Source organism: Pseudomonas ficuserectae, from assembly GCF_024584585.1.
Taxonomy (GTDB): Bacteria; Pseudomonadota; Gammaproteobacteria; order Pseudomonadales; family Pseudomonadaceae; genus Aquipseudomonas; species Aquipseudomonas amygdali.
In genome coordinates, this window is sequence record NZ_CP085684.1 from 231003 (window position 1) to 254964 (window position 23962).

Genomic DNA, 23962 nt, shown 5'->3' on the forward strand with positions numbered 1-23962 from the left:
GCCAATGTAGGCAAATGGTCAGAAACTGAGCAAAAAGCGCTTTGATATAGCCAGTGCATATAAATGCGTTTCGGTTATAGCAAAAATGTCTTAGGCATTTAGTTAACCGAGCTAACGTATGACTCTCCATAACCGAACCACGGGGTTTAACGCCCTCAGGAGTCCCCACTGCCATGAACACCGCCGCATTGCGCGAGCAGATACAACTAGCCCATCAACATGAAGCCGAGACCGGCCACTTGCTGCAACAGTTGGAACAAAAGCTCCCACATCTTCATCCCGCCATTCACCTCCCGGATGTCGACGCGAAGGACGTGTTGACGCGTTTCGTCACTGCTTACATCGACTTGGTCCCCGACCTGCTGGACGCTGCTCACGAGGTCGCCGTAGAAGCCGGTATCGAAGGGCAGATTAAACCGGTACTGAAAATCGCAGAGCATTTTTTCGCAGCACCCCCTTCCATCATGGACGGACATGAAGGGCTGGAAAGCCTGCTGGACGAGGCCTATCTGGCACACAGACTGGTCGAGGAGGTGAACGATCTGTACATCAAGCATTTTGGTCAGCCGCTGATACCGTCAAATACCACGGTTGCCAGCGTGATTGCCCACCAGTTGATCGGCGAGCAATTTGCCAACCAGCTGGACGAGGCGGTTCACCATGCCGTCGACAAGCTGCTTGATGATGAAAGTTTCGCGCTGGACTCTGTCGAGGCCTACCGCGAAAAACTGACCAGTCCTGATACAGGTGCAGCGTGGAAGCGCTGGCCAAGCCTGTCACGACAATTGGGTATCGGCCTGGAGCTGGAGCGCTCCGTCATCTGATTCAGAGGCCCGAATCAATGTCTTCGCCCGCAATGGAAGGAGCCGGATATCGCTCCGCTGCTATGCGAAGACCCATCCGGCTCCTATCGTCATTCCAGGCTTCAGCCCCAACGCTTTGACTATCAGGCGGCGCCCGAGCCTATACCCGTTGTTGTGTAGATCCGCCCTTCAAGACGACGCTTCAACCCATGCGGCTCAATGAGCAGTCGGGTGCCATGAGCGGCATTGGAACGTCCCCACTCTTCCAGCAGTTCCAGGCACGAGTGGTCTATGTAGGACAGATTGCCCAGCGGCACATGCACGGTACTGCCCTGCGGGATAGTGCCCAGAGCCTGAGTCAGCGCAGGCACCTTGAGGAACGTCGCGGCACCGACCAGGCGCAGCTAGAATTCCTTCTCGCCCGCCAGTTCGACCACGTTGATCTTCAGGCGCGAAGCCTTGAACGCCAGCTTCACCAGGGTCAGACCGAAACCGACCAGTACACCGGTCAGCAGGTCGGTGAAGATGATCGCCACGGCAGTCGCCGCATACGTGAACATCGGCATCCGGCCATAGCGGCCCAGACCACGAAATGCCTTCAGATCGACCAGCTTCAGGCCGGTGTAGACCAGCACACCAGCCAGACTCGCGACCGGAATGCTCTGCAGTACGCTTGACAGCAGCAAAACGAACGCCAGCAGCCACAGACCGTGGAAGATCGTCGAGAAGCGCGTGGTGGCACCGGCCTGGACATTGGCCGAGCTGCGCACAATAACGCCGGTCATCGGCAATGCACCGAGCACGCCGCAGAGCATATTGCCCACGCCCTGAGCGCTGAGTTCCTTGTCGAAGTCCGAACGCTGGCCACTGTGCATGCGGTCAACCGCCGAGGCGGACAGCAGGGTTTCGGCACTGGCAATGAATGCTACGACGATAGCGGCAACCAGAATGGCCGGGTCGGCCAGATTCATCAGGTCGGTCGGACGCAGCCAGTCGATGGCGTCCGCCAGGTTGTCAGGCACTTCGACACGCTTGACCTGCAAGGCCATGAACAGGCTGATGCCAGTTGCGATACCCACGCCCAGTAGCGCGCCGGGTACGAAGCGCAAAGACTGCGGACGAAGTTTTTCCCAGCCCCACATGATCAGCATGGTGCCCAGACCGAGCATACCGGCCTGCATGCCGGTGCCTGGTCCGAAGGCCTGGATCAGTGTAGAAGGGAAGGCGATCAGATTGTCCAGCCCGGAAGGTTTGGGACCGCTGTCGAACATCACGTGTGCCTGTGACAGTACGATCAACACGCCGATACCGGCGAGCATGCCATAGACCACCGCAGGTGCCGTGACCCGGAACCAGCAGCCAAGCTTGAATCGACCTGCCAGCAGCTGAAGCAACCCGGCGAGTACCAGAATAGGACCCAGCATGGCCATACCGTGCTCGCGTACCACTTCAAAAACCAGTACTGCCAGACCGGCTGCGGGACCGCTGACCTGCAACGGCGAACCGGCTATCCAGCCGACTATCAGCCCGCCCACGATGCCGGTGATCAGACCTTTGGCCGGAGGCATGCCGGATGCAATGGCGATCCCCATGCACAGCGGCAGGGCGACCAGAAACACGACCACGGAAGCGAGCAGCTCCCGTGGTAAAGCGGTTTTCAATGCTGTAATACCCATGACGCTTCTCCGGGATTCTTCAGACGAGGCAAGACGGGCGACGCGCATCCTGCGCAGCCGCCATCAGCTGATATAGAAGGGCTTGCCGTCAGTCGGACTGGTGATCAGTCGGCTGAAAAGCGTGCTTTCGGTGAAGCCATCGGCGTCGGTCCCGAACCGTCGAGCGGTATGAAACGATCGAGCTCGGCGTCATAAGCCAGGATTTCGCTGGTTTCGATGCTGTAGACCCAGCCATGAATGAACAATTGGCCGCTGGCCATTTTCGCTGCGACCGAAGGGTGGGTACGCAGGTGATGCAACTGGGAAATCACGTTTTCCTGAGTCAGGACCTGCATGGTTTCCAGCTCGCCGCTGCAACTGCAGTTCTGCTCGACCACTGTGCGGGCGACCTCGGCATGCCGCAACCAGGCTTTTACCGTAGGCATCTTGTCCAGGCTGTCAGGGTTGAGCACTGCACGCATGGCGCCGCAGTCGGAATGTCCGCAGACAATGATGTGTTGCACGCCCAGCGCGACAACTGCGTACTCCAGAGCTGTGGACACACCACCGTTCATCTGGCCATACGGAGGCACAACGTTACCGACGTTACGCGTCACGAACAGGTCGCCTGGCGAGCTTTGGGTAATCAGTTCAGGCACGATGCGCGAGTCGGCGCAGGTGATGAACATGGCCCGTGGCGACTGGGCGGTCGCCAGCTTCTTGAACAGTTCTTCCTGCTGGGGGAAGACCTCGTTACGAAAATGTACAAAGCCATCGACAATATGTTTCAACGCTACGTCGGCGCTGTCTGAATGGCTTGATGTGCTGGACGACGTAGCCGAATGCTGTTTACCGATGTCTGTCATGTCTTCATCCTCTCTGACGGATTGATGTGGATTCTTCATGCCTGTTTGACCAGAGCCGGATGTGATCCCTGTAAGTGGTATCACGAACAAATCCCTTGAGCACTATCGCTGGTGACACTCCGAATTACAGACTAATCGCCCAAGCTTAAGCGAAACTGAATGCGATGGCTCTGGGACGCGGGTTTGCACGATAGTACCAAGTTCGTCACAGCAGTGACATTTGTCCTCCTGGCGGACAAAACGCATCGCAATCGAGTGTGAAGCCACCACGTTTGTTCAATCCAAGCCGTTTGATTGCCAAGGCATAGCGTTGAGCCAGTAGATCAGCAAGCGGTCCTTCGCCGCGCATTCGCGAGCCAAACTGACTGTCGTACAGCGCTCCGCCGCGGCTTTGACGAATCAGGCTCATCACATGTTCGGCGCGTTGCGGGTAATATGTCTTCAGCCATTCGTCGAACAACGGGGCGACCTCCAGCGGCAGGCGCAGCATCACGTAACTTGCGCTTAGCGCGCCTGCCGCTTTCGCCTCGCTCAGCAGCGCCTCCAGTTCGCTGTCATTGATCATCGGAATCATGGGCGCGCACAGCACCCCGACGGGAACGCCCGCCTGACGCAACACCCGAATGGCCCGCAAGCGAGCCTTGGGCGCTGCCGCCCTGGGTTCGAGGATGCATTTGAGCTCGTCATCCAGTGTAGTCAGGCTGATGAATACTGACACCAGCCGAAGTCTGGCCATCTCTGCGAGCAGGTCCAGGTCGCGCAGGATCAGCGAGCCCTTGGTAATGATGCTGACCGGGTGCCGATAGCGCAACAACACCTCAAGCGTGGCGCGAGTAATGCGGTATTCACGTTCGATAGGCTGATACGGGTCGGTATTGGCCCCTAACGTAATGGGCGCACAGCGGTAGCCTGGTTTGGAGAGCTGTTGCTCCAACAGCGCCGCTGCGTTGGTCTTGGCGATCAGCTTTGTTTCGAAATCAAGCCCCGGCGACATGTCCCAGTAGGCATGGCTGGGCCTGGCGAAACAATAGATGCAGCCATGTTCGCAGCCCCGGTAAGGGTTGATCGAGCGATCAAAGGGAATATCCGGCGAGCTGTTGCGGGTAATGATGCTTTTGGCGGTCTCGCTGGTAACCTGAGTGCCTTGGGTAAGTGGCACTTCCTGATACCAGCCGTCGTCCTCGGCCACGGACTGGCTGGGTGCGAAGCGATTATGCGGGTTGCTGGCAGTACCGCGGCCACGAACCGGATAGGGGCTGGACATCTGGCAATACTCAAATACTGTTTATGCATACAGTAAAGCATAAGGCCGTGATCTATCACTATGGCTGGGTTGTAAAACACCGCTCGTCTGACGGGCGGTGCATTGGATTTGTCCCGCGGCAGGTCAGGCATCGCCCTCGTGCGTCAGCTCCAGCACGCGGTCAACCAGCTTGTTAATGCCCGATGCAGCCTCACTGATGCTTTTGGCAACCATGTAGGCGGGCGTGCAGACCAGTTTTCGTGCTTCGTCTTCGACGATGTCATCGACAGCGCATGGCGCGTGGCTGCCGCCCATCTTGGTAATGGCCGCAGCGGTATCAGGGTCGTTGCCGATGGTGCAGGTAACGCCGGGACCATAGATCTTCGCTGCAAGTGCCGGGGTGATGCAGATCAGCCCGACCGGTTTGCCTGCTTCTGCGAACGCCTCTGCGAGTTCCAGCAGCCCGGCTTCCACCTGGCAGGCAGGGCCTTGCAGGGCAAGGTCGGAAAGGTTCTTCGCCGAGCCGAAACCGCCCGGGATGATCAGGGCGTCAAAGTCCTCTGCGTTTGCATCGCGGATGTCCTTCACGTCACCCCGTGCAATGCGCGCAGATTCGATCAGCACATTGCGCGACTCGGGCATTTCCTCGCCAGTCAGGTGGTTGATGACGTGATGCTGGGCGATGTTCGGCGCAAAGCACTGGACCTGCGCACCACGTTGATCCAGACGAAGCAGGGTGAGGACGCTTTCATGGATTTCGGCACCGTCATAGACGCCACAACCGGACAGGATTACAGCCACTTTTTTCTGCATCGATTCGGCTCCTTGTACTTGAGCAATCTAAGGCTTCTTTTAATTCGTCCATTGATTGATCGCTTTATGGGCCGAGTGTTCAGTTGACGCGTTACAGACTACGCAAAAATGCGTGGGGGAGGGTGATGTTCGCAAGGTCAGGCAGCAGCGGCGCACTGCCGCCGAGTGAGGCCTGTCAGCCTCCACTCGGGGAAGGAAACGGAGAAATTACTCGTCTGATTTTTTCGTCAGGTCGACGGGCACGGGGACAGGTGTATCCAGATCGGACGCCGCTGCAGATGCACAGAAGCGGCTCTTTTCTTCACGCTCTTCACGGGCAATACGCGCGTTCTTGATGCGTCGGCGCAGCCACAGACCAAGGCCGAGCAGTATCAGCGCACCCAGCACCCAGAGTTCGTATTTCTTGACGTTGCCCAGCAAGCCCTCGAGAACCGCGCCGAAATGGTAGGCCGCCGAACCCAGTGCAGCCGCCCAGACAGCCGCGCCGATACCGTTAAGCAGCAGGTAACGCCCCGGTGGGTAGCCTGACAGGCCGATGGCCACCGGCATGACCGTTCGCAGGCCATACACGAAGCGGAAGCTCAGTACCCATATATCCGGGTGCTTGCGCACCAGCCGCAGGGCCTTGTCGCCCATGAGTTGCCAGCGGGGCTTGCGCGCCAGGAGCTTGCGGCCGTGTTTGCGCCCCATGAAATACCACAACTGGTCACCCGCATAGCTGCCGCAGAAGGCAACGAGGATGACGATATTGAGGTCCATGTATCCGCGAAACGCCAGAAAGCCGGCGAGAACCAGAATGGTCTCGCCTTCAAAAAAGGTGCCGAGGAACAGGGCAAAGTAGCCGAATTCGTTCAAGAAATTCTGGAGCATTGTCTGGATGCTGGCGAAATGAACGCGCAGCCTAACGCGCCCAAGACAATGATGAAAGTGTCGATATGTGTCTCGACGTTAAAGATTCTTACAACCACAATGGTTGGATCCTCATAAGGGCCATGACCGCGACGTGCAGTCGCAGGTCGAACCATGACTGTCACACATTGGTCATAATGGCGGCTTATAACTGTCGCGCTTGCCCGCGTAAGCGGGCTCAGGAGTCTCGCCGTGAGCTTTACCCCCGCAAACCGCCTGTTTCCTCTCACTCGTCTGCGTCGTAATCGCCGCGACGACTTTTCCCGTAGGCTGGTGCGTGAAAACGTTGTCACCGTTGATGATCTGATTCTCCCCGTATTCGTCCTCGATGGTGAAAACCGTCGTGAATCCATTGCCTCGATGCCTGGCGTCGAGCGTCTCAGTGTCGATCTGTTGCTTGAGGAAGCCGAGCACTGGGTCGCACTGGGCATTCCAGCGCTGGCCTTGTTCCCGGTAACGCCGGCCGAGAAAAAATCTCTGGACGGCGCTGAAGCCTGGAACCCGGATGGCATTGCGCAACGCGCCACCCGCGCGTTGCGTGACCGTTTCCCGGAGCTGGGCGTCATCACTGATGTGGCGCTGGACCCGTTTACCACCCATGGTCAGGACGGCATCCTCGACGAAGAGGGCTATGTGCAGAACGACATCACTGTCGATGCACTGGTGAAGCAGGCCTTGTCGCACGCCGATGCAGGCGCTCAGGTGATCGCGCCTTCGGACATGATGGACGGTCGCATCCAGGCCATCCGTGAGTCGCTGGAGCTGGCCGGGCACGTCAATGTGCGGATCATGGCCTACTCGGCCAAATACGCCAGTGCCTATTACGGCCCGTTCCGTGATGCGGTGGGTTCTTCGCTGAATCTGGGCAAGGCCAACAAGGCGTCCTATCAGATGGACCCGGCCAACAGCAACGAGGCACTGCACGAAGTCGCAGCTGACCTGGCTGAGGGTGCCGACATGGTGATGGTCAAGCCGGGCATGCCTTATCTGGACATCCTGCACAGGGTCAAGGATGAGTTCAAAGTGCCGACCTTTGTCTATCAGGTCAGTGGTGAATACGCGATGCACATGGCAGCAATCCAGAATGGTTGGCTGAGTGAAGGGGTTATTCTCGAGTCCCTCACGGCCTTCAAACGCGCCGGTGCCGACGGCATCCTTACCTACTTCGCTGTTCGCGCCGCTCAACTGTTGAAGGGGCAATAGCCTCACAGGATCATTCATGAATACCGAAGCACTCATCGAAGCCGCTGTTGAAGTCGATGTTCCGCAGGCGACGCCCGCGGTTGAACCTGACATCGAAGTAATCCCGGCCATTGAGGCACCTGCCGCTACAGTGCCCGCTATCGTCGCTCCGAACCTGGACGACAGCAGCCTGTATATCCACCGTGAACTGTCGCAATTGCAGTTCAACATCCGGGTACTGGAACAGGCGCTCGATGAGTCCTACCCGTTGCTGGAGCGGCTGAAGTTCCTGCTGATCTTCTCCAGCAACCTCGATGAGTTCTTCGAGATTCGTGTCGCAGGTCTGAAGAAACAGATCACCTTTGCCCGTGAACAGGCCGGGGCCGACGGTTTGCAGCCGCATCAGGCGTTGGCCAGAATCAGCGAGCTGGTGCATGGTCATGTTGATCGCCAGTACGCGATCCTCAACGACATTCTGCTCCCGGAGCTGGAAAAGCATCAGGTCCGCTTCATTCGTCGTCGTCACTGGACGGCCAAGCTCAAGGCCTGGGTACGTCGCTACTTCCGTGACGAGATCGCGCCGATCATCACCCCGATCGGTCTGGACCCGACCCACCCGTTCCCGTTGCTGGTCAACAAGAGCCTGAACTTCATTGTCGAGCTTGAAGGTATCGACGCCTTCGGTCGCGACTCGGGCCTTGCGATCATTCCGGCACCGCGTTTGCTGCCGCGTGTCATCAAGGTGCCGGAAGAGGTCTGTGGCCCTGGCGACAACTTCGTTTTCCTGTCGTCGATGATCCACGCTCACGCCGACGATCTGTTTCAGGGCATGAAGGTCAAGGGCTGCTACCAGTTCCGCCTGACCCGAAACGCCGATCTGGCGCTGGACTCGGAAGATGTGGAAGACTTGGCACGTGCCCTGCGCGGCGAGCTGTTCTCGCGTCGCTACGGCGATGCGGTACGTCTGGAGGTAGCGGATACCTGCCCCAAACACCTGTCGGACTACCTGCTCAAACAGTTCAACCTGAACGAGTCCGAGCTGTATCAGGTCAACGGGCCGGTCAACCTGACGCGCCTGTTCAGTATTACTGGCCTGGACAGCCACCCTGAATTGCAATACCCGCCGTTCACGCCAGCGATCCCCAAACTGCTGCAGAACAGCGAAAACATTTTCAGCGTGATCAGCAAGCAGGACATTCTGCTGCTGCACCCTTTCGAGTCGTTCACCCCGGTTGTCGACCTGCTGCGTCAGGCGGCAAAGGATCCACACGTTCTGGCTGTGCGCCAGACGCTGTACCGCAGCGGTGCGAACTCGGAAATCGTCGATGCGCTGGTCGATGCGGCGCGTAACGGCAAAGAGGTCACCGCGGTGATCGAATTGCGTGCCCGCTTCGACGAAGAGTCCAACCTGCAACTGGCCAGCCGTCTTCAGGCTGCCGGTGCGGTGGTGATCTACGGTGTGGTCGGCTTCAAGACCCACGCCAAGATGATGCTGATCCTGCGTCGCGAAGCCGGCGAGATCGTGCGTTACGCCCACCTCGGGACCGGTAACTATCACGCCGGTAATGCGCGTCTTTACACCGACTACAGCCTGCTGACCTCTGACGACGCATTGTGCGAAGACGTCGGCAAACTGTTCAGTCAGCTGATCGGCATGGGCAAAACGCTGCGCATGAAGAAACTGCTGCATGCGCCGTTCACGCTCAAGAAAGGCATGCTCGACATGATTGCCCGTGAGACGCAGTTTGCGCTCGACGGCAAGCCAGCGCACATCATCGCCAAGTTCAACTCGCTGACCGATCCGAAGATCATTCGCGCGTTGTACAAGGCCAGTCAGTCCGGTGTGCGCATCGATCTGGTGGTGCGCGGCATGTGCTGTTTGCGTCCGGGCATCGCCGGGGTTTCGCACAACATCCATGTGCGCTCGATCATCGGCCGATTCCTGGAGCACACGCGGGTGTTCTACTTCCTCAACGGCGGCGACGAGCAAATGTTCCTGTCGAGTGCCGACTGGATGGAGCGCAACCTCGACAAGCGTGTCGAGACCTGCTTCCCGGTGGAAGGCAAGAAATTGATTCTGCGTGTGAAGAAGGAGCTGGAAAGCTACCTGACCGACAACACCCACAGCTGGCTGTTGCAGCCAGACGGGCGTTACGTGCGTAGCATGCCGACCGGCAATCAGAACGCCCGAAGCGCCCAGGCGACCCTGCTGGAGCGCCTGAGCAACCCGGTTCTCAGCGTACGCTGAAGACGATGCCGACTCGGGTCAGCCACTCCGCTTCCAGCGCGAAGTCGGCCTGAGTCAGCTGGTTGTTTTCCAGCCAGCCTGTGGGGAACTCGGCGTCCAGATTCGGGCCGTCGGCACGCAAGATCACACGCGGCATCTCCTGGGTGCCACGAATGTGGTGAAACAGAATCGCAAAGCGCAACAACACGCACAGGCGAATCAGCTTGATGCCTTCTGCGCCGAAATCGGCGAACTTGTCCTTGGGAATATTACGGCGATGACCGCGCACCAGCAGAGCGAGCATTTGCTGGTCTTCGCGGGAGAAACCGGCAAGGTCAGAGTGCTCGATCAGGTACGCGCCGTGCTTGTGGTAGTGATAGTGAGCAATGTCCAGGCCAATCTCATGCACCTTGGCGGCCCAGCTCAGCAGTTCGGCGTAGCTCTCGTGTTGCAATTCCCAGCTTTCGGCAACCTGCTCCAGCGCATGCAGCGCCTTGGCTTCGACGCGTGCGGCCTGTTCCAGATCAACATGGTAGCGCTCCATCAGCGAGCTGAGCGTGCGCTCACGCACGTCTTCGTGATGGTGGCGGCCCATCAGGTCGTACAGCACGCCTTCACGCAGGGCACCTTCGCAGTGATCCATGCGCTTGAGCTCAAGCGCATCGAAGATCGCTTCAAGAATCGCCAGGCCTGCGGGGAAAATCGCGCGGCGGTCGGGCTTGATGCCGTCGAAGTCGATCTTTTCGACGTCACCCAGCTTGAACAGCTTGCGCTTGAGCCAGGCCAGCCCTTCGGCATTAACCTCGCCAGCGCCGTAACCGTTGGCTTTGAGTGCAAGGCCGATAGCGCGAATGGTGCCTGACGAACCGATGGCTTCATCCCACTTCAGGCGATGCAGCGCATGTTCGATGCTCATGATTTCCAGGCGGGCAGCGGTGTAGGCCTGTGCGTAACGCGCGGGTGTCACCTTGCCGTCGCGGAAGTAGCGCTGAGTAAAACTCACGCAGCCCATCTGCAGGCTTTCACGCAGCAGCGGCTCAAAGCGCTGGCCGATGATGAATTCGGTACTGCCGCCGCCGATGTCGGCGACCAGTCGCTTGCCGGGGGTGTCGGCCAGCGTGTGCGAAACGCCCAGATAAATGAGGCGCGCTTCTTCGCGGCCGGAGATCACTTCCACCGGATGGCCGAGAATCTCTTCGGCGCGATGAATGAAGTCGTTGCGGTTGCGGGCTTCGCGCAGCGCGTTGGTCCCCACGATGCGTACGGCACCGGGCGGCAGGCCATTGATCAGCTGGGCAAAACGTTTCAGGCAGTCGAGACCGCGCTGCATGGATTCTTCAGTCAACTGGCGTTCTTCGTCGATGCCAGCGGCCAACTGCACCTTCTCGCCCAGGCGCTCAAGAATGCGAATTTCGCCCTGATTGGCTTTTGCCACAACCATATGAAAGCTGTTGGAGCCCAGGTCGATGGCGGCGATCAGTGAAAAATTCTTGGGTGTTGAGTGCGGCATGGTCAGGAAATCCAGTTCGATAACCGGACCATCGTGCCACGATCCATGCCTGCCGCCAACGCGAAGCTGTCCAGGCAGCGGAAATACCCGGTATTACTCTTGTGAGATGGCGGATGGCTAGCTAATCAATGTGATAGTTATGTCCTTGTCGTGCCGATGCTTTGCGTTCCCACGTTGGAGTGCTCGGCGTTATACACAGTCCGGACAATTGAGCTTACAGGCTTCTGGTCGAAGGCCGTGGGAGCGAACTTGTTCGCGAAGACGGTGTGCCAGGCGACGCGTCTTCGGCGGATGTACCGGCCCTTTCGCGAACAAGTTCGCTCCCACAGGGGCGTCCACTACTGCGTTCCTACACTGGAGGAACGATGACCCCACCTATCGTGCGACGCTCTGCGTCCGCTCTTGTCAGGCGTGCTCTACGGTGCCGATGAAGTTCGCCAGTTCCGGGGTTTTCGGGTTGGCGAAGAGTACTTTCGGGTCGCCCACTTCATGCACCTTGCCCTGGTGCATGAACACCAGTTTATCGCCAACTTCGCGGGCGAAGCGCATTTCGTGGGTCACCATGATCAGGGTCATGCCGTCGGCAGCCAGCTGGCGCACCACGCTGAGCACTTCGTTGACCAGCTCCGGGTCCAGCGCCGAGGTGATTTCGTCGCACAGCAACACCTTGGGCGACATCGCCAGTGCGCGGGCAATCGCCACGCGTTGCTGCTGGCCACCGGACAGGCGATCCGGGAAGGCGTCGAACTTTTCGCCCAGCCCGACACGCTCCAGCATCTTTCTCGCCAGCTTTGCCGCTTCGGCCTTGGGCACCTTCTGCACGACCTGCGGCGCGAGCATCACGTTCTCGCCCACACTCAGATGCGGGAACAGGTTGAACTGCTGAAACACCATGCCGACCTTCTGACGCAGGGTGCGCAGATCGGCGCGTGCGGCGTCCAGATATTCGCCATCGACCTCGATCACACCATCGTTGATCGACTCCAGGCCGTTGAGCGTGCGCAACAGGGTGCTTTTGCCCGAGCCGCTGCGACCAATGATTGCCACGACCTGGCCCTCTTCGACCGACAGATCGATGCCTTTGAGTACGTGATGATCGCCATAGTATTTATGCAGGGCGGAAATTCTAAGCAGAGGCATGCAGTCTCCTTTCCAGATGGCGCGCGCACAGCGACAAGGGGTAGCACAGGATGAAGTAGCCCAGAGCAACGAAGCCATAGACCATGAAAGGTTCGAACGTAGCGTTGGCCAGCATACTGCCGGTCTTGGTCAATTCGGTGAAGCCGATGATTGACGTCACCGCAGTGCCTTTGACCACCTGCACGGAAAAGCCGACCGTTGGCGCAACTGCGATACGCAGCGCCTGAGGCAATATCACGTAGCGCATCTGCTCGAACGGGGTCATCGCCAGGCTGGCAGACGCTTCCCACTGGCCCTTGGAGATCGACTCCACGCAGCCGCGCCAGATCTCGGCGAGGTAGGCGCTGGTAAACAGCGTCAAGGCCAGCGCTGCCGCTGCCCAGGGCGAAATGTTCATGCCCATCAGGGCAACACCGAAGAACACCAGAAACAGTTGCATCAGCAATGGTGTGCCTTGAAACAATTCTATATAGAGCTTGGCGGTCACACGCGGGCCGGTTTTTTCCGAGGTACGCATGCCCATCACCAGCAAGCCGATCAAGCCACCGCCAATGAAGGCCACCAGCGACAGGGCAACGGTCCATTGCAGGCCGATCAGCAGATTGCGCAGGATGTCCCAGAGGGTGAAATCCATCAGCTGTTCCTCGATATGTAGCGACGCCCGATCCAGGCCAGCAGTTGCCGGATCAGCAGCGCCATGGCCAGGTAAATCAGCGTGGTCACAATGTAGGTTTCGAACGAGCGGAAGTTGCGCGACTGAATGAAGTTGGCAAAGAAGCTCAGTTCTTCAGTGGCAATCTGCGAGCAGACCGCCGAGCCCAGCATCACAATGATGATCTGGCTGCTCAGTGCCGGCCAGACCTTGCCCAGCGCCGGAACCAGCACCACGTAGCGAAACGCTTCATAACGATTCATCGCCAGCGCTGCCGACGCTTCAAGCTGTCCCTTGGGAATCGCCTGGATGCCTGCCCGAATGATTTCTGTCGAGTAGGCGCCCAGGTTGATCACCATCGCCAGCACCGCTGCCTGCCATTCCGAGATCTGCACGCCCAGCGACGGCAGGCCGAAGAAAATGAAGAACAGCTGGACCAGAAACGGTGTGTTGCGGATCAGCTCGACATAGATCGCAAAGATCGTCGCAAAGGGCTGGATCTTCCAGGCCCTCACGACGGCACCGACAATGCCGAGGCTGACGCCCAGCAGGGTGCCAATGGCCGTCAGTTCCAGCGTGAACAAAGCCCCGCGCAACAGCACATCGATGTTCTGCAGGACCGGTGTAAAGTCGAAATGATAAGCCATTGGTGAATCCTGTTACCGGAAAGCAGTGATCAGAGATCGGCAGGCAGCGGTTGCTTCAGCCATTTCTGCGACGCTTTTTCCAGCGCGCCGTCAGCCTTGGCGGCGTTGAGGATCTCGTCGACCTTGCCCAGCAGTTCCGGCTGGCCTTTGTTTACGCCGACATAAACAGGCGAATCCTTGAGTTTCACTTTCAGCGCTGGAATGCGCTTGGGGTTGCGCTCGCTGATAGCGACCATCACCACGTTGCCGCTGGCGATCAGGTCGGTCTGGCCAGCCAGGTAGGCGGCGATGGTCGAGTTGTTATCTTCAAAGCGCTTGATGGTTGCGCCTTCCGGTGCAACTTTCGACAGCTCGATGTCTTCGATAGCGCCACGGGTAACACTGATGGTCTTGCCTTTCAGGTCAGCGATGTCCTTGACCGGAGAATCAGGTGGGCCGAATACCGCCAGGTAGAACGGCGCGTACGCGCGGGAGAAATCGATGACTTTCTCGCGATCCGGGTTCTTGCCCAGGCTGGAGATCACCAGATCAACCTTGCCGGTGGTCAGGAACGGGATGCGGTTGGTGCTGTTGACCGGCGTCAGTTCCAGCTTGACCTTCAATTGGTCGGCCAGCAGTTGCGCGGTGTCGATGTCCAGGCCGCGAGGCTTCATGTCCGGACCGACCGAACCGAATGGCGGGAAGTCCTGTGGAACGGCCACCTTCAAGGTGCCACGCGCTACAACGTCGTCCAGGCCGTTGGCGTGGGCGGGTGTCTGGCTCAGCATCAGGCTGGCAAACAGTGCAGCAAGCAGGGCGCTGTAACGCTTGGTCATAGAAATCTCCGGGCGAAACGTAGGATGTTGGTCCGTCTCCAGTGCACAGCGCATGCCATCAGGCGATGACGTGCCATAACTCAAGCTTTGGAGCGTGTTTATGGTCTTACTGGTCTGACCAGTAAAGGTGTGGCTCGCCCTGCTTTGGCGCGTTGAAAAGCGCTGCCGCCGCAGCACTGGGCGTCGCTTGCAGAATCTTCGGGATGGCGATAAAAGGGATTTTTACTGGACTGACTGGCCTGAACAGTGATGCCCCACAACTCACTCGCAGTACCCGAATCAGCCCTCCGGGCCATTCGCAAGTTGATTGCCGAGCAAGGCTACAAGCCCGGCGAAAGCCTGCCATCGCAGCGCGATCTGGCTGTTTTGCTGGGAGTCAGTCGTGCTTCATTGCGTGAGGCCTTGTCATCGCTCAGCGCATTGGGAGTGGTCAGCGTTCAGCCGGGTAAAGGCGTGTTTGTGCAGTCCATTTCTGAACCAGAACAGCGCACGAGTGGTTTTTCCTGGCCTTTCGAGGCACAGGTTTCTCCGGCCGACACGTTTCAACTGCGCTACGCGCTGGAAGGCTTCGCCGCGGGCCTGGCAGCCGTCACCCTGACCGCTGATGAACGAGACGTGCTTGAAGACAATGTCGAGGCCATGCGTCTGGAATTGCGTGCCGGCGACTTCGAGGCCGCAGCCCGGCTGGATTTCGAGTTTCACCGGCATATTCTGGTCGCCAGTGGCAATCAGGCCATGCTGGGGATCGTGACCGCAGGTGCCGACATCTTCCTTGAGAGCCAGAAAATGCCGTTCATACGTGCGGCAAGGGTCATGGAAACCTGGCAGGAGCACCGCAAGATCCTTCGCGCGCTGGCCCGGCATGCGTCGGGGCCCGCGCAAAAGGCCATGCAGGATCACATCCGTGGCGCAGCGCTTCGTACTGGCATTGTGTTCGTTTCGCCTTCCAGCTGAGCCTCTGCCATAACTCCAGTCATGCACCACCATAGCCAGACTCAATGAACCTTCGCTTCCTGAATGACTTGCGGCCCGCTATGATGAGCGTCGTTTTTCGCCTATGACCTCGGAGACTTCCATGAGCAACGAAAAGATCAAACACGTCACCGACGCTAACTTCGAAGCCGAAGTACTCAAGGCTGAGGGTGCTGTGCTTGTAGATTACTGGGCTGAGTGGTGCGGTCCGTGCAAGATGATTGCCCCGGTGCTGGACGAAATCGCCGACACCTATGCCGGCAAGCTGACAATTGCCAAGCTGAATATTGACGAGAATCAGGAAACCCCTGCCAAGCATGGCGTGCGCGGTATCCCGACGTTGATGCTGTTCAAGAATGGCAACGTCGAAGCTACCAAAGTGGGCGCTCTGTCGAAGTCGCAGTTGGCCGCGTTTCTCGACGCCAACATCTGAAGCACTTCAAAGCCCCGCAAATAGCGGGGTTTTTTTCGGGTGTCGTACTAGACGCCTGGAAAATCAGGTGGTACATTCGGCCCCGCAACGGCTTCTCCGTTGCCCCCTGCTAGCCGTCGCCGACGCTCTCCTTTCGATTTAGTACGCGATCCTGTCGCCTTTTCTGCGGCGCGGCCTCATTAAGCCAAAAGCTTAATTTCCCCCTCCATACATGATTACGTCATTCCCCATATGAACCTGACTGAACTCAAGCAAAAGCCGATTACCGAATTGCTCGAAATGGCCGAACAGGCTGGCATAGAAAATATGGCCCGTTCGCGCAAGCAGGACGTCATTTTTTCCCTGCTCAAACGGCACGCCAAAAGTGGCGAGGAAATATCCGGTGATGGCGTGCTGGAGATTCTCCAGGACGGCTTCGGTTTCCTGCGCTCTGCAGACGCTTCCTACCTGGCCGGCCCGGATGACATCTATGTCTCCCCTAGCCAGATCCGCCGCTTCAACCTGCGTACCGGCGACACCATCGTTGGCAAGATCCGTCCACCAAAGGAAGGTGAGCGTTATTTCGCTCTGCTCAAGGTCGACACGATCAACTACGACCGTCCGGAAAACGCCAAGAACAAGATTCTGTTCGAAAACCTGACGCCGTTGTTCCCGACGATTCGCATGAAGATGGAAGCCGGTAACGGTTCCACCGAAGACCTGACCGGTCGTGTGATCGATCTGTGCGCACCGATCGGTAAAGGTCAGCGTGGTCTGATCGTTGCTCCGCCGAAAGCGGGCAAGACCATCATGCTGCAGAACATCGCGTCGAACATCACGCGTAACAACCCGGAAGTGCACCTGATCGTTCTGCTGATCGATGAGCGTCCGGAAGAAGTAACCGAAATGCAGCGCACCGTGCGCGGCGAAGTGGTTGCCTCGACATTCGACGAACCGCCAACCCGTCACGTACAGGTTGCCGAAATGGTGATCGAGAAGGCCAAGCGCCTGGTCGAGCACAAGAAAGACGTCGTCATCCTGCTTGACTCCATCACCCGCCTGGCTCGCGCCTACAACACCGTCATCCCGAGCTCCGGCAAGGTACTGACCGGTGGTGTCGATGCTCATGCGCTCGAGAAGCCAAAGCGTTTCTTCGGTGCTGCGCGAAACATCGAAGAAGGCGGCTCGTTGACTATCATCGCCACCGCACTGGTTGAAACCGGTTCGAAGATGGATGAAGTCATCTACGAAGAGTTCAAGGGTACTGGCAACATGGAGCTGCCTCTGGATCGCAAGATCGCAGAGAAGCGTGTGTTCCCGGCCATCAACATCAACCGCTCCGGCACACGCCGTGAAGAGCTGTTGACCGCTGATGACGAGTTGCAGCGCATGTGGATCCTGCGCAAGCTGCTGCACCCGATGGACGAAGTCGCGGCTATCGAGTTCCTGATCGACAAGCTCAAGCAGACCAAGACCAACGATGAGTTCTTCCTGTCCATGAAACGCAAGTAACTGGCAGGCTGAAACAAAGAATGGTGTCCTTCGGGGCACCATTTTTTTTGCCCGCGCGCCGCCGATTAGCTGCCTTGAAGGGCTGGAGCAGGTACGATGTGCGTCTATTTGGATAAATGGCCGGGTTAATGAAATTCAAAGATCTTAGGGATTTCGTGCAGCAGCTTGAGCAGCGCGGAGAGTTGAAACGCATCCAGATGCCGATCTCGCCTGTGCTGGAAATGACTGAAATCTGTGACCGTACCTTGCGTGCCAAGGGCCCGGCCCTGCTGTTCGAAAAACCGGTCGGTTTTGATATCCCGGTGCTGGGCAACCTGTTCGGCACGCCAGAGCGCGTAGCCATGGGCATGGGCGCCGAAGCGGTCAGTGAGCTGCGTGAAATCGGCAAGCTGCTGGCGTTTCTGAAAGAACCCGAGCCGCCCAAGGGCCTGAAAGATGCCTGGTCCAAGCTGCCCATCTTCCGCAAAGTCATCGCCATGGCCCCCAAGGTGGTCAAGGATGCACCCTGCCAGGAGATTGTCATCGAAGGCGATGACGTCGATCTCGGCATGCTGCCCGTGCAAACCTGCTGGCCGGGCGACGTCGCACCGCTGATTACCTGGGGCCTGACGGTCACCAAGGGCCCGAACAAAGAGCGGCAGAACCTCGGCATTTACCGTCAGCAGGTCATTGGCCGCAACAAGATCATCATGCGTTGGCTCAGCCATCGTGGCGGCGCGCTGGATTTTCGCGACTGGTGCGCCAAGCATCCCGGCGAACCTTATCCGGTTGCCGTCGCGCTGGGCGCTGACCCGGCGACCATTCTCGGTGCCGTGACGCCAGTACCGGACAGCCTGTCCGAATATGCCTTCGCCGGGCTGTTGCGTGGCTCGCGCACCGAGCTGATCAAGTGCCGTGGCAGCAATCTGCAAGTCCCGGCCAGCGCCGAGATCGTGCTTGAAGGCGTAATTCATCCGGGCGAGATGGCCGACGAAGGGCCTTATGGCGACCACACCGGCTATTACAACGAAGTCGACAGCTTTCCGGTGTTGACCGTCGAGCGCATCACGCACCGTATCAAGCCGATCTACCACAGCACCTACACCGGCCGTCCACCGGATGAGCCCGCCATTCTGGGCGTCGCGCTGAACGAAGTGTTCGTGCCGATTCTGCAAAAGCAGTTTCCGGAGATCGTCGATTTTTACCTGCCGCCCGAAGGTTGCTCGTATCGCATGGCGGTTGTGACCATCAAGAAACAGTACCCCGGTCATGCCAAGCGCGTGATGCTGGGGGTCTGGTCGTTCCTGCGCCAGTTCATGTACACCAAGTTCGTGATCGTCACCGACGACGACATCAATGCTCGTGACTGGAATGACGTGATCTGGGCCATCACCACCCGCATGGACCCCAAGCGCGACACGGTCATGATCGACAACACGCCTATCGATTACCTCGATTTTGCCTCTCCGGTGTCCGGGTTGGGATCGAAAATGGGCCTGGACGCCACTAACAAATGGCCAGGCGAGACCACGCGTGAATGGGGCAGGGCTATCGTCAAGGACGAAGCCACCACACGCCGCGTGGACGAGATCTGGACTCAGTTGGGAATAGACTGATGCGCGTAACCTTGCAGCCGTCAGGTGCGGTGCTGGACACCCTGCCGGGCGAGCGGATTCTCGATGCTGCGCAGCGTCTGGGCTATGAATGCCCGCAGAGCTGTCGTAACGGTAACTGTCATATCTGCTCGGCGTTGCTGGTCGAGGGGCGAGTGATGCAGTCGGGTCAGGAGCTTGATCACGGCGAGATTCATACGTGTGTAGCAGAGCCGCTTGAAGATTGTGTTGTGCTCTGGGATGGCGTGCTGGCCAAGGGTGAACTGCCGGTGCGCAGCTTTGCCTGTCAGGTGAGCGAGTGTGTCGAAATCGGTGGCGATGTCTGGCGGGTAGGCTTGCGAGCCCCGGCAGGCAAACCACCGCGTTATCACGCCGGACAGTACCTGATGATCGAGCGGGAGAATGGCGAGAAGTCGGCATTCTCCATCGCATCGGCACCGCACAGTGGCCGTGATCTGGAGCTGCATGTACTGGCTCGTGAAGACAGTGCGCGCAGTCTGATCGAGCAACTGCAACGCAACAAAATGGCGCGGGTCGAGCTGCCGTTTGGCGATACCCACCTTGCCGAGCTGCCGGACGGGCCGTTGGTACTGATCGCTGCCGGTACAGGTATGGCGCAAATGAACAGTTTGCTTGAGCACTGTCGCTCAGCAGGCTTCAGTCATCCGGTGCATTTGTACTGGGGCGTGCGTCGGCCCGAGGATTTTTACCAGGTCAGCCACTGGGATGAGTGGACGGCACTGCCGAACCTGTTCCTGCACAAGGTCGTCAGTGACCTGTGTGGCTGGGAAGGGCGCTGTGGTCTGCTGCACGAGGCAGTTTGCGAAGACATCAAGGACCTGTCGGCGGTTTACGTCTACGCCAGCGGCTCGCCTGCCATGGTTTACGGAACGCTGGACGCTCTTGTCAGTGCCGGAATGGACGCTCACCAGATGCGCGCAGACGTATTCGCCTACGCACCGCGTCCGTAACGCCGGACTGACGGCTGTATAACTGGAGTGTAAATTGCTTCAGCTGCTTATAGCTTACGGCGATGTCAATTCGCCGCCAGACAACTTTTTGTAGAGGCAGGCCTTTGGTCTGTGGCAACAACCGAACCACGACACCCTGATGCCGCTCACCCACGAGCGAGTCAGCGGGGCTCGGTAAAAACTGACAGCCAGACTGTCAGGGGGGCAAATGGAGAATCCAATCAACGAGTTGGCCGCTGCAGTGCATGACGGCCTTGGGCTGACGTACCCGCCCGTTATCGATCTGGGTCCGCAGCTTACCCGCGAGCAACTGCTCGCATCCATGGACGCCACCATGCGTCTTCATAAGGGCGGCCCGGTCTGGCTGTTCGCCTACGGCTCGCTAATCTGGCGTCCCGAGTGCACTGCGGTAGAGAGCCAGCGCGGTCGAGTGCACGGTTATCACCGTGGGCTTTACCTGTGGTCGCACGAACATCGCGGTACGCCTGAGGTGCCAGGCCTGGTATTCGGGCTGGATCGCGGTGGTTCATGCACCGGCTTTGCCTATCGCCTGCCGGATGAATGCCTGGAGAAATCGCTGCTGGCCTTGTGGGAGCGTGAGATGCCGTATCCGTCGTATCGCCCGCACTGGCTCAATTGCCGCCTTGAAGACGGCAGGAAAGTACAGGCGCTGGGCTTCGTGCTGGAACGGCATTTGCCCAGCTACGCTGGCAACCTGCCCGACAGCGTGCTGAGCCAGGTGCTGGCCAGCGCCAGCGGGCGCTATGGAACCACTCGCGAGTACGTGGAACAGACGGCCAAGGCCCTGCGTAGCCACGCCATGCCAGACCTGAATCTGGAGGCGCGGCTCAAGCGCTGCAAGTCAGAGACCGCCTGACCGGCCTTTGGGTCAGTCCTTGGTATCGCGCGAGGTGCTGGCGACCTGTTTGTGCCGCAGCGTCGGCGCAAGGAATGCCATCGCCAGAATGCACGCGCCGATCAGCAGCACAAAGCCGCCGTCCCAGCCGAAGTGGTCGACCGTGTAGCCCATCGCAGCACTCGCCGCGACCGACCCGCCCAGGTAGCCGAACAGCCCGGTAAAGCCGGCTGCCGTACCCGCTGCCTTCTTCGGTGCCAGTTCCAGCGCCTGCAGGCCGATCAGCATGACCGGGCCGTAGATCAGGAAACCGATAGACACCAGCGCGATCATGTCGACGGTCGGGTTGCCTTCAGGGTTCAGCCAATACACCAGCGTGGCAATGGTCACCAGGAACATGAACACCATGCCGGTCAGGCCGCGATTACCCTTGAAAATCTTGTCCGACATCCAGCCGCACAGCAGCGTGCCCGGAATACCTGCCCACTCGTAAAGAAAATAGGCCCATGAGGTCTTGTCGACCGTGAAGTGCTTGGCTTCTTTCAGGTAGGTCGGGGCCCAGTCCAGCACGCCGTAGCGCAGCAGATAAACGAACACGTTGGCCATCGCGATGTACCACAGGAACTTGTTGCGCAGCACGTATTTGACGAAGATTTCCCGGGCGCTGAATTCCTCTTCGTGGCTGGCATCGTAGCCTTCCGGGTAATCGTTCTTGTAGTGCTCGATAGGCGGCAGGCCCACCGATTGCGGGGTGTCGCGCATGGTGGCGAAAGCAAAGACCGCCACCAGCAGCGCAACGGCCGCCGGCACATAGAATGCTGCGTGCCAGTCGTTGGTCCAGCCCATGCCAAGCAGGAACAGCGGGCCAATCAGGCCGCCGCCAACGTTGTGCGCCACGTTCCACACCGACACCACGCCGCCGCGCTCTTTCTGCGACCACCAGTGGACCATCGTCCGCCCGCTTGGCGGCCAGCCCATGCCCTGTGCCCAGCCATTGATGAACAGCAGCACGAACATGATCGTGACACTGGACGTCGCCCACGGCGCGAAGCCGAAGATGAACATGATCCCGGCAGATACCAGCAGGCCGAAGGGCAGGAAGTACCGCGGGTTGGAGCGGTCCGAAACGATCCCCATGAGGAATTTCGACAAGCCGTAGGCAATCGCGATGGCCGACATCGCCACGCCCAGCTGGCCACGCGTATAGCCTTCGTCGATCAGATACGGCATCGCCAGCGAGAAATTCTTGCGCAGCAGGTAGTAACCGGCATAACCGATAAAGATGCCTGCGAAGATCTGCCAGCGCAGACGCCGATAAGTGCTATCGACCTTTTCTTCGGGAAGGGGTGCCTGATGCCTGGCAGGGCGGAAAAACCCAAACATGGAGAAGCTCCTGATTATTGTTTTTTTGCGAATGCGAATATTACATTTTCATTACAGAAAAAAGCAGTGCCTTTGGACTGATTTTTTGTAGGAGATACGGACGTTTTCCTGTTCTTTTATGAACATTTGGCGAGCGTTTGTATGTGTTTCAAAAGTTTGGGATGGGTCCTACAGGCGTATCGGAAGACGCGTGCTTACTGGCCTTTCGGCAGGCTTTTACCATCGTCGTCATTGCGCCGCAGCGGCGCACCACGACGATGAGCCCTTACAACAATGAGAATTTCCGCCTTCATGATTGCCGTCGCACTGGCCCCGCACGTTGGCGCGACGGAGTCATTTCTGGTGCCGGTGTACACGCCAGCACCGGTGTTTCCTCCTGAACTGGTCAAGACCCGCTACGCAGGCAAGGTCCGGGCACAGCTGTGGATAAAGTCCGACGGTCAGGTCCGCGAAGTCAGGGCCGTAGAGAGCGGCCACCCGCAACTCGCCGAAGCGGTGGAGCAGGCGCTACGTCAATGGCGCTACAAGCCTTGGGTGGGAACAGTCGGCGCGCCGCCCATGACCACGATCACCGTGCCGGTGATTTTCGGCTCCCATGGCTACAGGCGTTTCAATACCGAAGTCAGCGTCGGCCTGGGCAACATCCGTTGCGGTTACCTCAACCACGAAGTGAAATCCGCCCGCCAGAACTATCCCAAAGAGCCGCTGAGTAAAGTCGACGTGTTCTGGTACACCGGGCAGGCGCTGTTCGGCAGTCATGTTGCCCACCAGCGCAGCGAGCCCCAACGCAAGGCGTTGCTTGAATTGCTCGGAACGTCGATACCTGCGGTAGTGAGCAACTGCAGAAGCAATCCGGATCATCTGTATGGGGATTACCTGCCTGCGCCGGTCAAGGTATTGATGGTCGGGTTGGCCGAGCAAGCGGAGGGCAGCGAATGAGCCGCGTGCTGAGTGTGATCGTGTTGGCGGGGTTACTCTCGGCGGGGACAGCACAGGCGTTGCCGTCGTATCCGGTACCGTTGTATATGCCGGAGCCGGACTATCCGGCGTCGATGCGTTATGCCTTGGTAAAAAACAGTGTCACCGTCAGGATTTTCATTCAGGCCGATGGCGGCGTGCGCTTTCTTGAAGTGCGGGGGGCAACTGATCCGAGGTTCATCAGCCTGACCCGAAGTGCTGTTGAGCTATGGACCTTTGAACCCTGGGAGCCACCGGCCTCTCATCCCGAGGGCGAAGCAGTTACGGTCACGTTTACCTTCACAGGGCGACCACACACCAACCCGCCGCTGACATCCAATGCCGAGCTGAAGCAGGAGTTGTGCTGGCAGTTGAACAGGGAAATGTTCGAGGGTCGCAAATGGCGCAAGGACGTCAAGCCGGATGCGCTAATGCGGACAGAGTTATACCTGTCGAGCGGTCCGGTCATAGAGCAATTTCTCACCCTGGACGAACGTCAGGCGTTGATTGTTGAACTGCTGGAGGCGGCGCCGGGCATTATCGCCCAATGTCAAAAGAATCCGATGCGTAAGTATGTGGATTATTTACCGGAGAATGTGAGGAAGGTGTTGTAGGAAGGGCGGGGCATCAGCGAAGTGCCAGTATCAAAGCAGTTTCAGAATGCAGCCCTGTGGTTGACGACGACCCTGTGTTTCATCAGAATGCTCGCGAGGGCTCAATAAGAGCAGGGCCTGCTCGATTCAATGACGATACCGGCGAGCAGGTGTGGATTGTGCGAGGCGTCACTCGTGCGGTAGCGGCAACTGGCGACAACGGTTGGCTTTCGACCCCTTTCAGGCCTCGTG

At 58.7% G+C, this 23962-nt stretch carries 21 protein-coding genes and 1 pseudogene; 11 read left to right on the top strand and 11 right to left on the bottom strand.

Annotated elements, in window-relative coordinates:
* Positions 1-173 precede the first annotated feature (173 nt).
* Positions 174-824: a hypothetical protein gene (locus tag LJU29_RS01090; RefSeq protein ID WP_002551545.1), complete on the top strand. Its 651-nt coding sequence runs from the start codon at positions 174-176 to the stop codon at positions 822-824.
* Between the two features lie 122 nt (positions 825-946).
* Here the strand turns inward: LJU29_RS01090 and LJU29_RS01095 are convergent.
* From LJU29_RS01095 to LJU29_RS01115, 5 genes and pseudogenes are all read right to left on the bottom strand, one after another.
* Positions 947-2479, bottom strand: a pseudogene (locus tag LJU29_RS01095) (SulP family inorganic anion transporter).
* Between the two features lie 104 nt (positions 2480-2583).
* Entirely contained in the window at positions 2584-3324 is a 741-nt protein-coding gene (locus LJU29_RS01100; RefSeq protein ID WP_004655211.1) for a carbonic anhydrase, read from the bottom strand.
* 205 nt (positions 3325-3529) lie between these two features.
* Entirely contained in the window at positions 3530-4588 is a 1059-nt protein-coding gene (locus LJU29_RS01105) for a PA0069 family radical SAM protein (protein ID WP_257111541.1), read from the bottom strand.
* A 123-nt stretch (positions 4589-4711) separates the two neighbouring features.
* Positions 4712-5380 (bottom strand): isoprenoid biosynthesis glyoxalase ElbB, encoded by a 669-nt coding sequence (elbB, locus tag LJU29_RS01110; protein WP_004655205.1) that lies wholly within the window; start codon positions 5378-5380, stop codon positions 4712-4714.
* A gap of 207 nt (positions 5381-5587) precedes the next feature.
* Positions 5588-6250, bottom strand: a complete 663-nt coding sequence (locus LJU29_RS01115) for a DedA family protein (protein WP_004655204.1) — start codon at positions 6248-6250, stop codon at positions 5588-5590.
* A 231-nt stretch (positions 6251-6481) separates the two neighbouring features.
* Here LJU29_RS01115 and hemB point away from each other — a divergent pair, with 231 nt between their 5' ends.
* Both hemB and ppk1 read left to right on the top strand, forming a co-directional pair.
* Positions 6482-7492, top strand: coding sequence for a porphobilinogen synthase (gene hemB / locus LJU29_RS01120; protein WP_004655202.1), 1011 nt, complete (start codon positions 6482-6484; stop codon positions 7490-7492).
* 16 nt (positions 7493-7508) lie between these two features.
* Complete coding sequence (ppk1, locus tag LJU29_RS01125; protein ID WP_004655199.1) at positions 7509-9719, top strand: polyphosphate kinase 1; 2211 nt, start codon at positions 7509-7511, stop codon at positions 9717-9719.
* Here the strand turns inward: ppk1 and ppx are convergent.
* From ppx to LJU29_RS01150, 5 genes are all read right to left on the bottom strand, one after another.
* Positions 9706-11208, bottom strand: a complete 1503-nt coding sequence (gene ppx, locus LJU29_RS01130) for an exopolyphosphatase (protein WP_005731673.1) — start codon at positions 11206-11208, stop codon at positions 9706-9708. The two genes, ppk1 and ppx, sit on opposite strands and share 14 nt — an antisense overlap.
* A gap of 405 nt (positions 11209-11613) precedes the next feature.
* The gene (locus tag LJU29_RS01135; protein ID WP_003317352.1) at positions 11614-12348 is read right to left on the bottom strand and encodes an amino acid ABC transporter ATP-binding protein; all 735 of its coding nucleotides are present in this window, start codon (positions 12346-12348) and stop codon (positions 11614-11616) included.
* Entirely contained in the window at positions 12335-12985 is a 651-nt protein-coding gene (locus tag LJU29_RS01140) for an amino acid ABC transporter permease (RefSeq protein WP_032074436.1), read from the bottom strand. The genes LJU29_RS01135 and LJU29_RS01140 overlap by 14 nt, the downstream gene beginning before the upstream one ends.
* A complete protein-coding gene (locus LJU29_RS01145) occupies positions 12982-13647 on the bottom strand; it encodes an amino acid ABC transporter permease (protein ID WP_004666535.1) in 666 nt (221 codons plus the stop codon). The genes LJU29_RS01140 and LJU29_RS01145 overlap by 4 nt, the downstream gene beginning before the upstream one ends.
* 29 nt (positions 13648-13676) lie before the next feature.
* Positions 13677-14462: a transporter substrate-binding domain-containing protein gene (locus LJU29_RS01150; protein WP_002551557.1), complete on the bottom strand. Its 786-nt coding sequence runs from the start codon at positions 14460-14462 to the stop codon at positions 13677-13679.
* 249 nt (positions 14463-14711) lie between these two features.
* Here LJU29_RS01150 and LJU29_RS01155 point away from each other — a divergent pair, with 249 nt between their 5' ends.
* The 6 genes from LJU29_RS01155 to LJU29_RS01180 all read left to right on the top strand — a co-directional run bounded on the left by LJU29_RS01155 (position 14712) and on the right by LJU29_RS01180 (position 20798).
* Positions 14712-15416: a FadR/GntR family transcriptional regulator gene (locus LJU29_RS01155; protein ID WP_054995568.1), complete on the top strand. Its 705-nt coding sequence runs from the start codon at positions 14712-14714 to the stop codon at positions 15414-15416.
* A 121-nt stretch (positions 15417-15537) separates the two neighbouring features.
* A complete protein-coding gene (trxA, locus tag LJU29_RS01160; protein ID WP_004655183.1) occupies positions 15538-15867 on the top strand; it encodes a thioredoxin TrxA in 330 nt (109 codons plus the stop codon).
* Positions 15868-16098: 231 nt separating this feature from the next.
* A complete protein-coding gene (gene rho, locus LJU29_RS01165; protein WP_002551560.1) occupies positions 16099-17358 on the top strand; it encodes a transcription termination factor Rho in 1260 nt (419 codons plus the stop codon).
* Between the two features lie 128 nt (positions 17359-17486).
* Complete coding sequence (gene ubiD / locus LJU29_RS01170; RefSeq protein ID WP_002551561.1) at positions 17487-18953, top strand: 4-hydroxy-3-polyprenylbenzoate decarboxylase; 1467 nt, start codon at positions 17487-17489, stop codon at positions 18951-18953.
* A complete protein-coding gene (locus tag LJU29_RS01175; RefSeq protein WP_005752394.1) occupies positions 18953-19921 on the top strand; it encodes a CDP-6-deoxy-delta-3,4-glucoseen reductase in 969 nt (322 codons plus the stop codon). The genes ubiD and LJU29_RS01175 overlap by 1 nt, the downstream gene beginning before the upstream one ends.
* A 208-nt stretch (positions 19922-20129) precedes the next feature.
* Positions 20130-20798 carry a gamma-glutamylcyclotransferase gene (locus tag LJU29_RS01180; protein WP_002551563.1) on the top strand — a complete coding sequence of 223 codons (669 nt, stop codon included), beginning with the start codon at positions 20130-20132 and terminating at the stop codon, positions 20796-20798.
* Between the two features lie 12 nt (positions 20799-20810).
* Here the strand turns inward: LJU29_RS01180 and glpT are convergent, their stop codons facing one another.
* Positions 20811-22160: a glycerol-3-phosphate transporter gene (glpT, locus tag LJU29_RS01185; RefSeq protein ID WP_005744792.1), complete on the bottom strand. Its 1350-nt coding sequence runs from the start codon at positions 22158-22160 to the stop codon at positions 20811-20813.
* A gap of 273 nt (positions 22161-22433) precedes the next feature.
* On the opposite strand from glpT, the gene LJU29_RS01190 reads away from it, so the two are divergent.
* Positions 22434-23099: an energy transducer TonB gene (locus LJU29_RS01190; protein WP_122322134.1), complete on the top strand. Its 666-nt coding sequence runs from the start codon at positions 22434-22436 to the stop codon at positions 23097-23099.
* Positions 23096-23731 carry a hypothetical protein gene (locus LJU29_RS01195; RefSeq protein ID WP_005752398.1) on the top strand — a complete coding sequence of 212 codons (636 nt, stop codon included), beginning with the start codon at positions 23096-23098 and terminating at the stop codon, positions 23729-23731. Before LJU29_RS01190 ends, LJU29_RS01195 begins: the two co-directional genes overlap by 4 nt.
* Positions 23732-23962 lie beyond the last annotated feature (231 nt).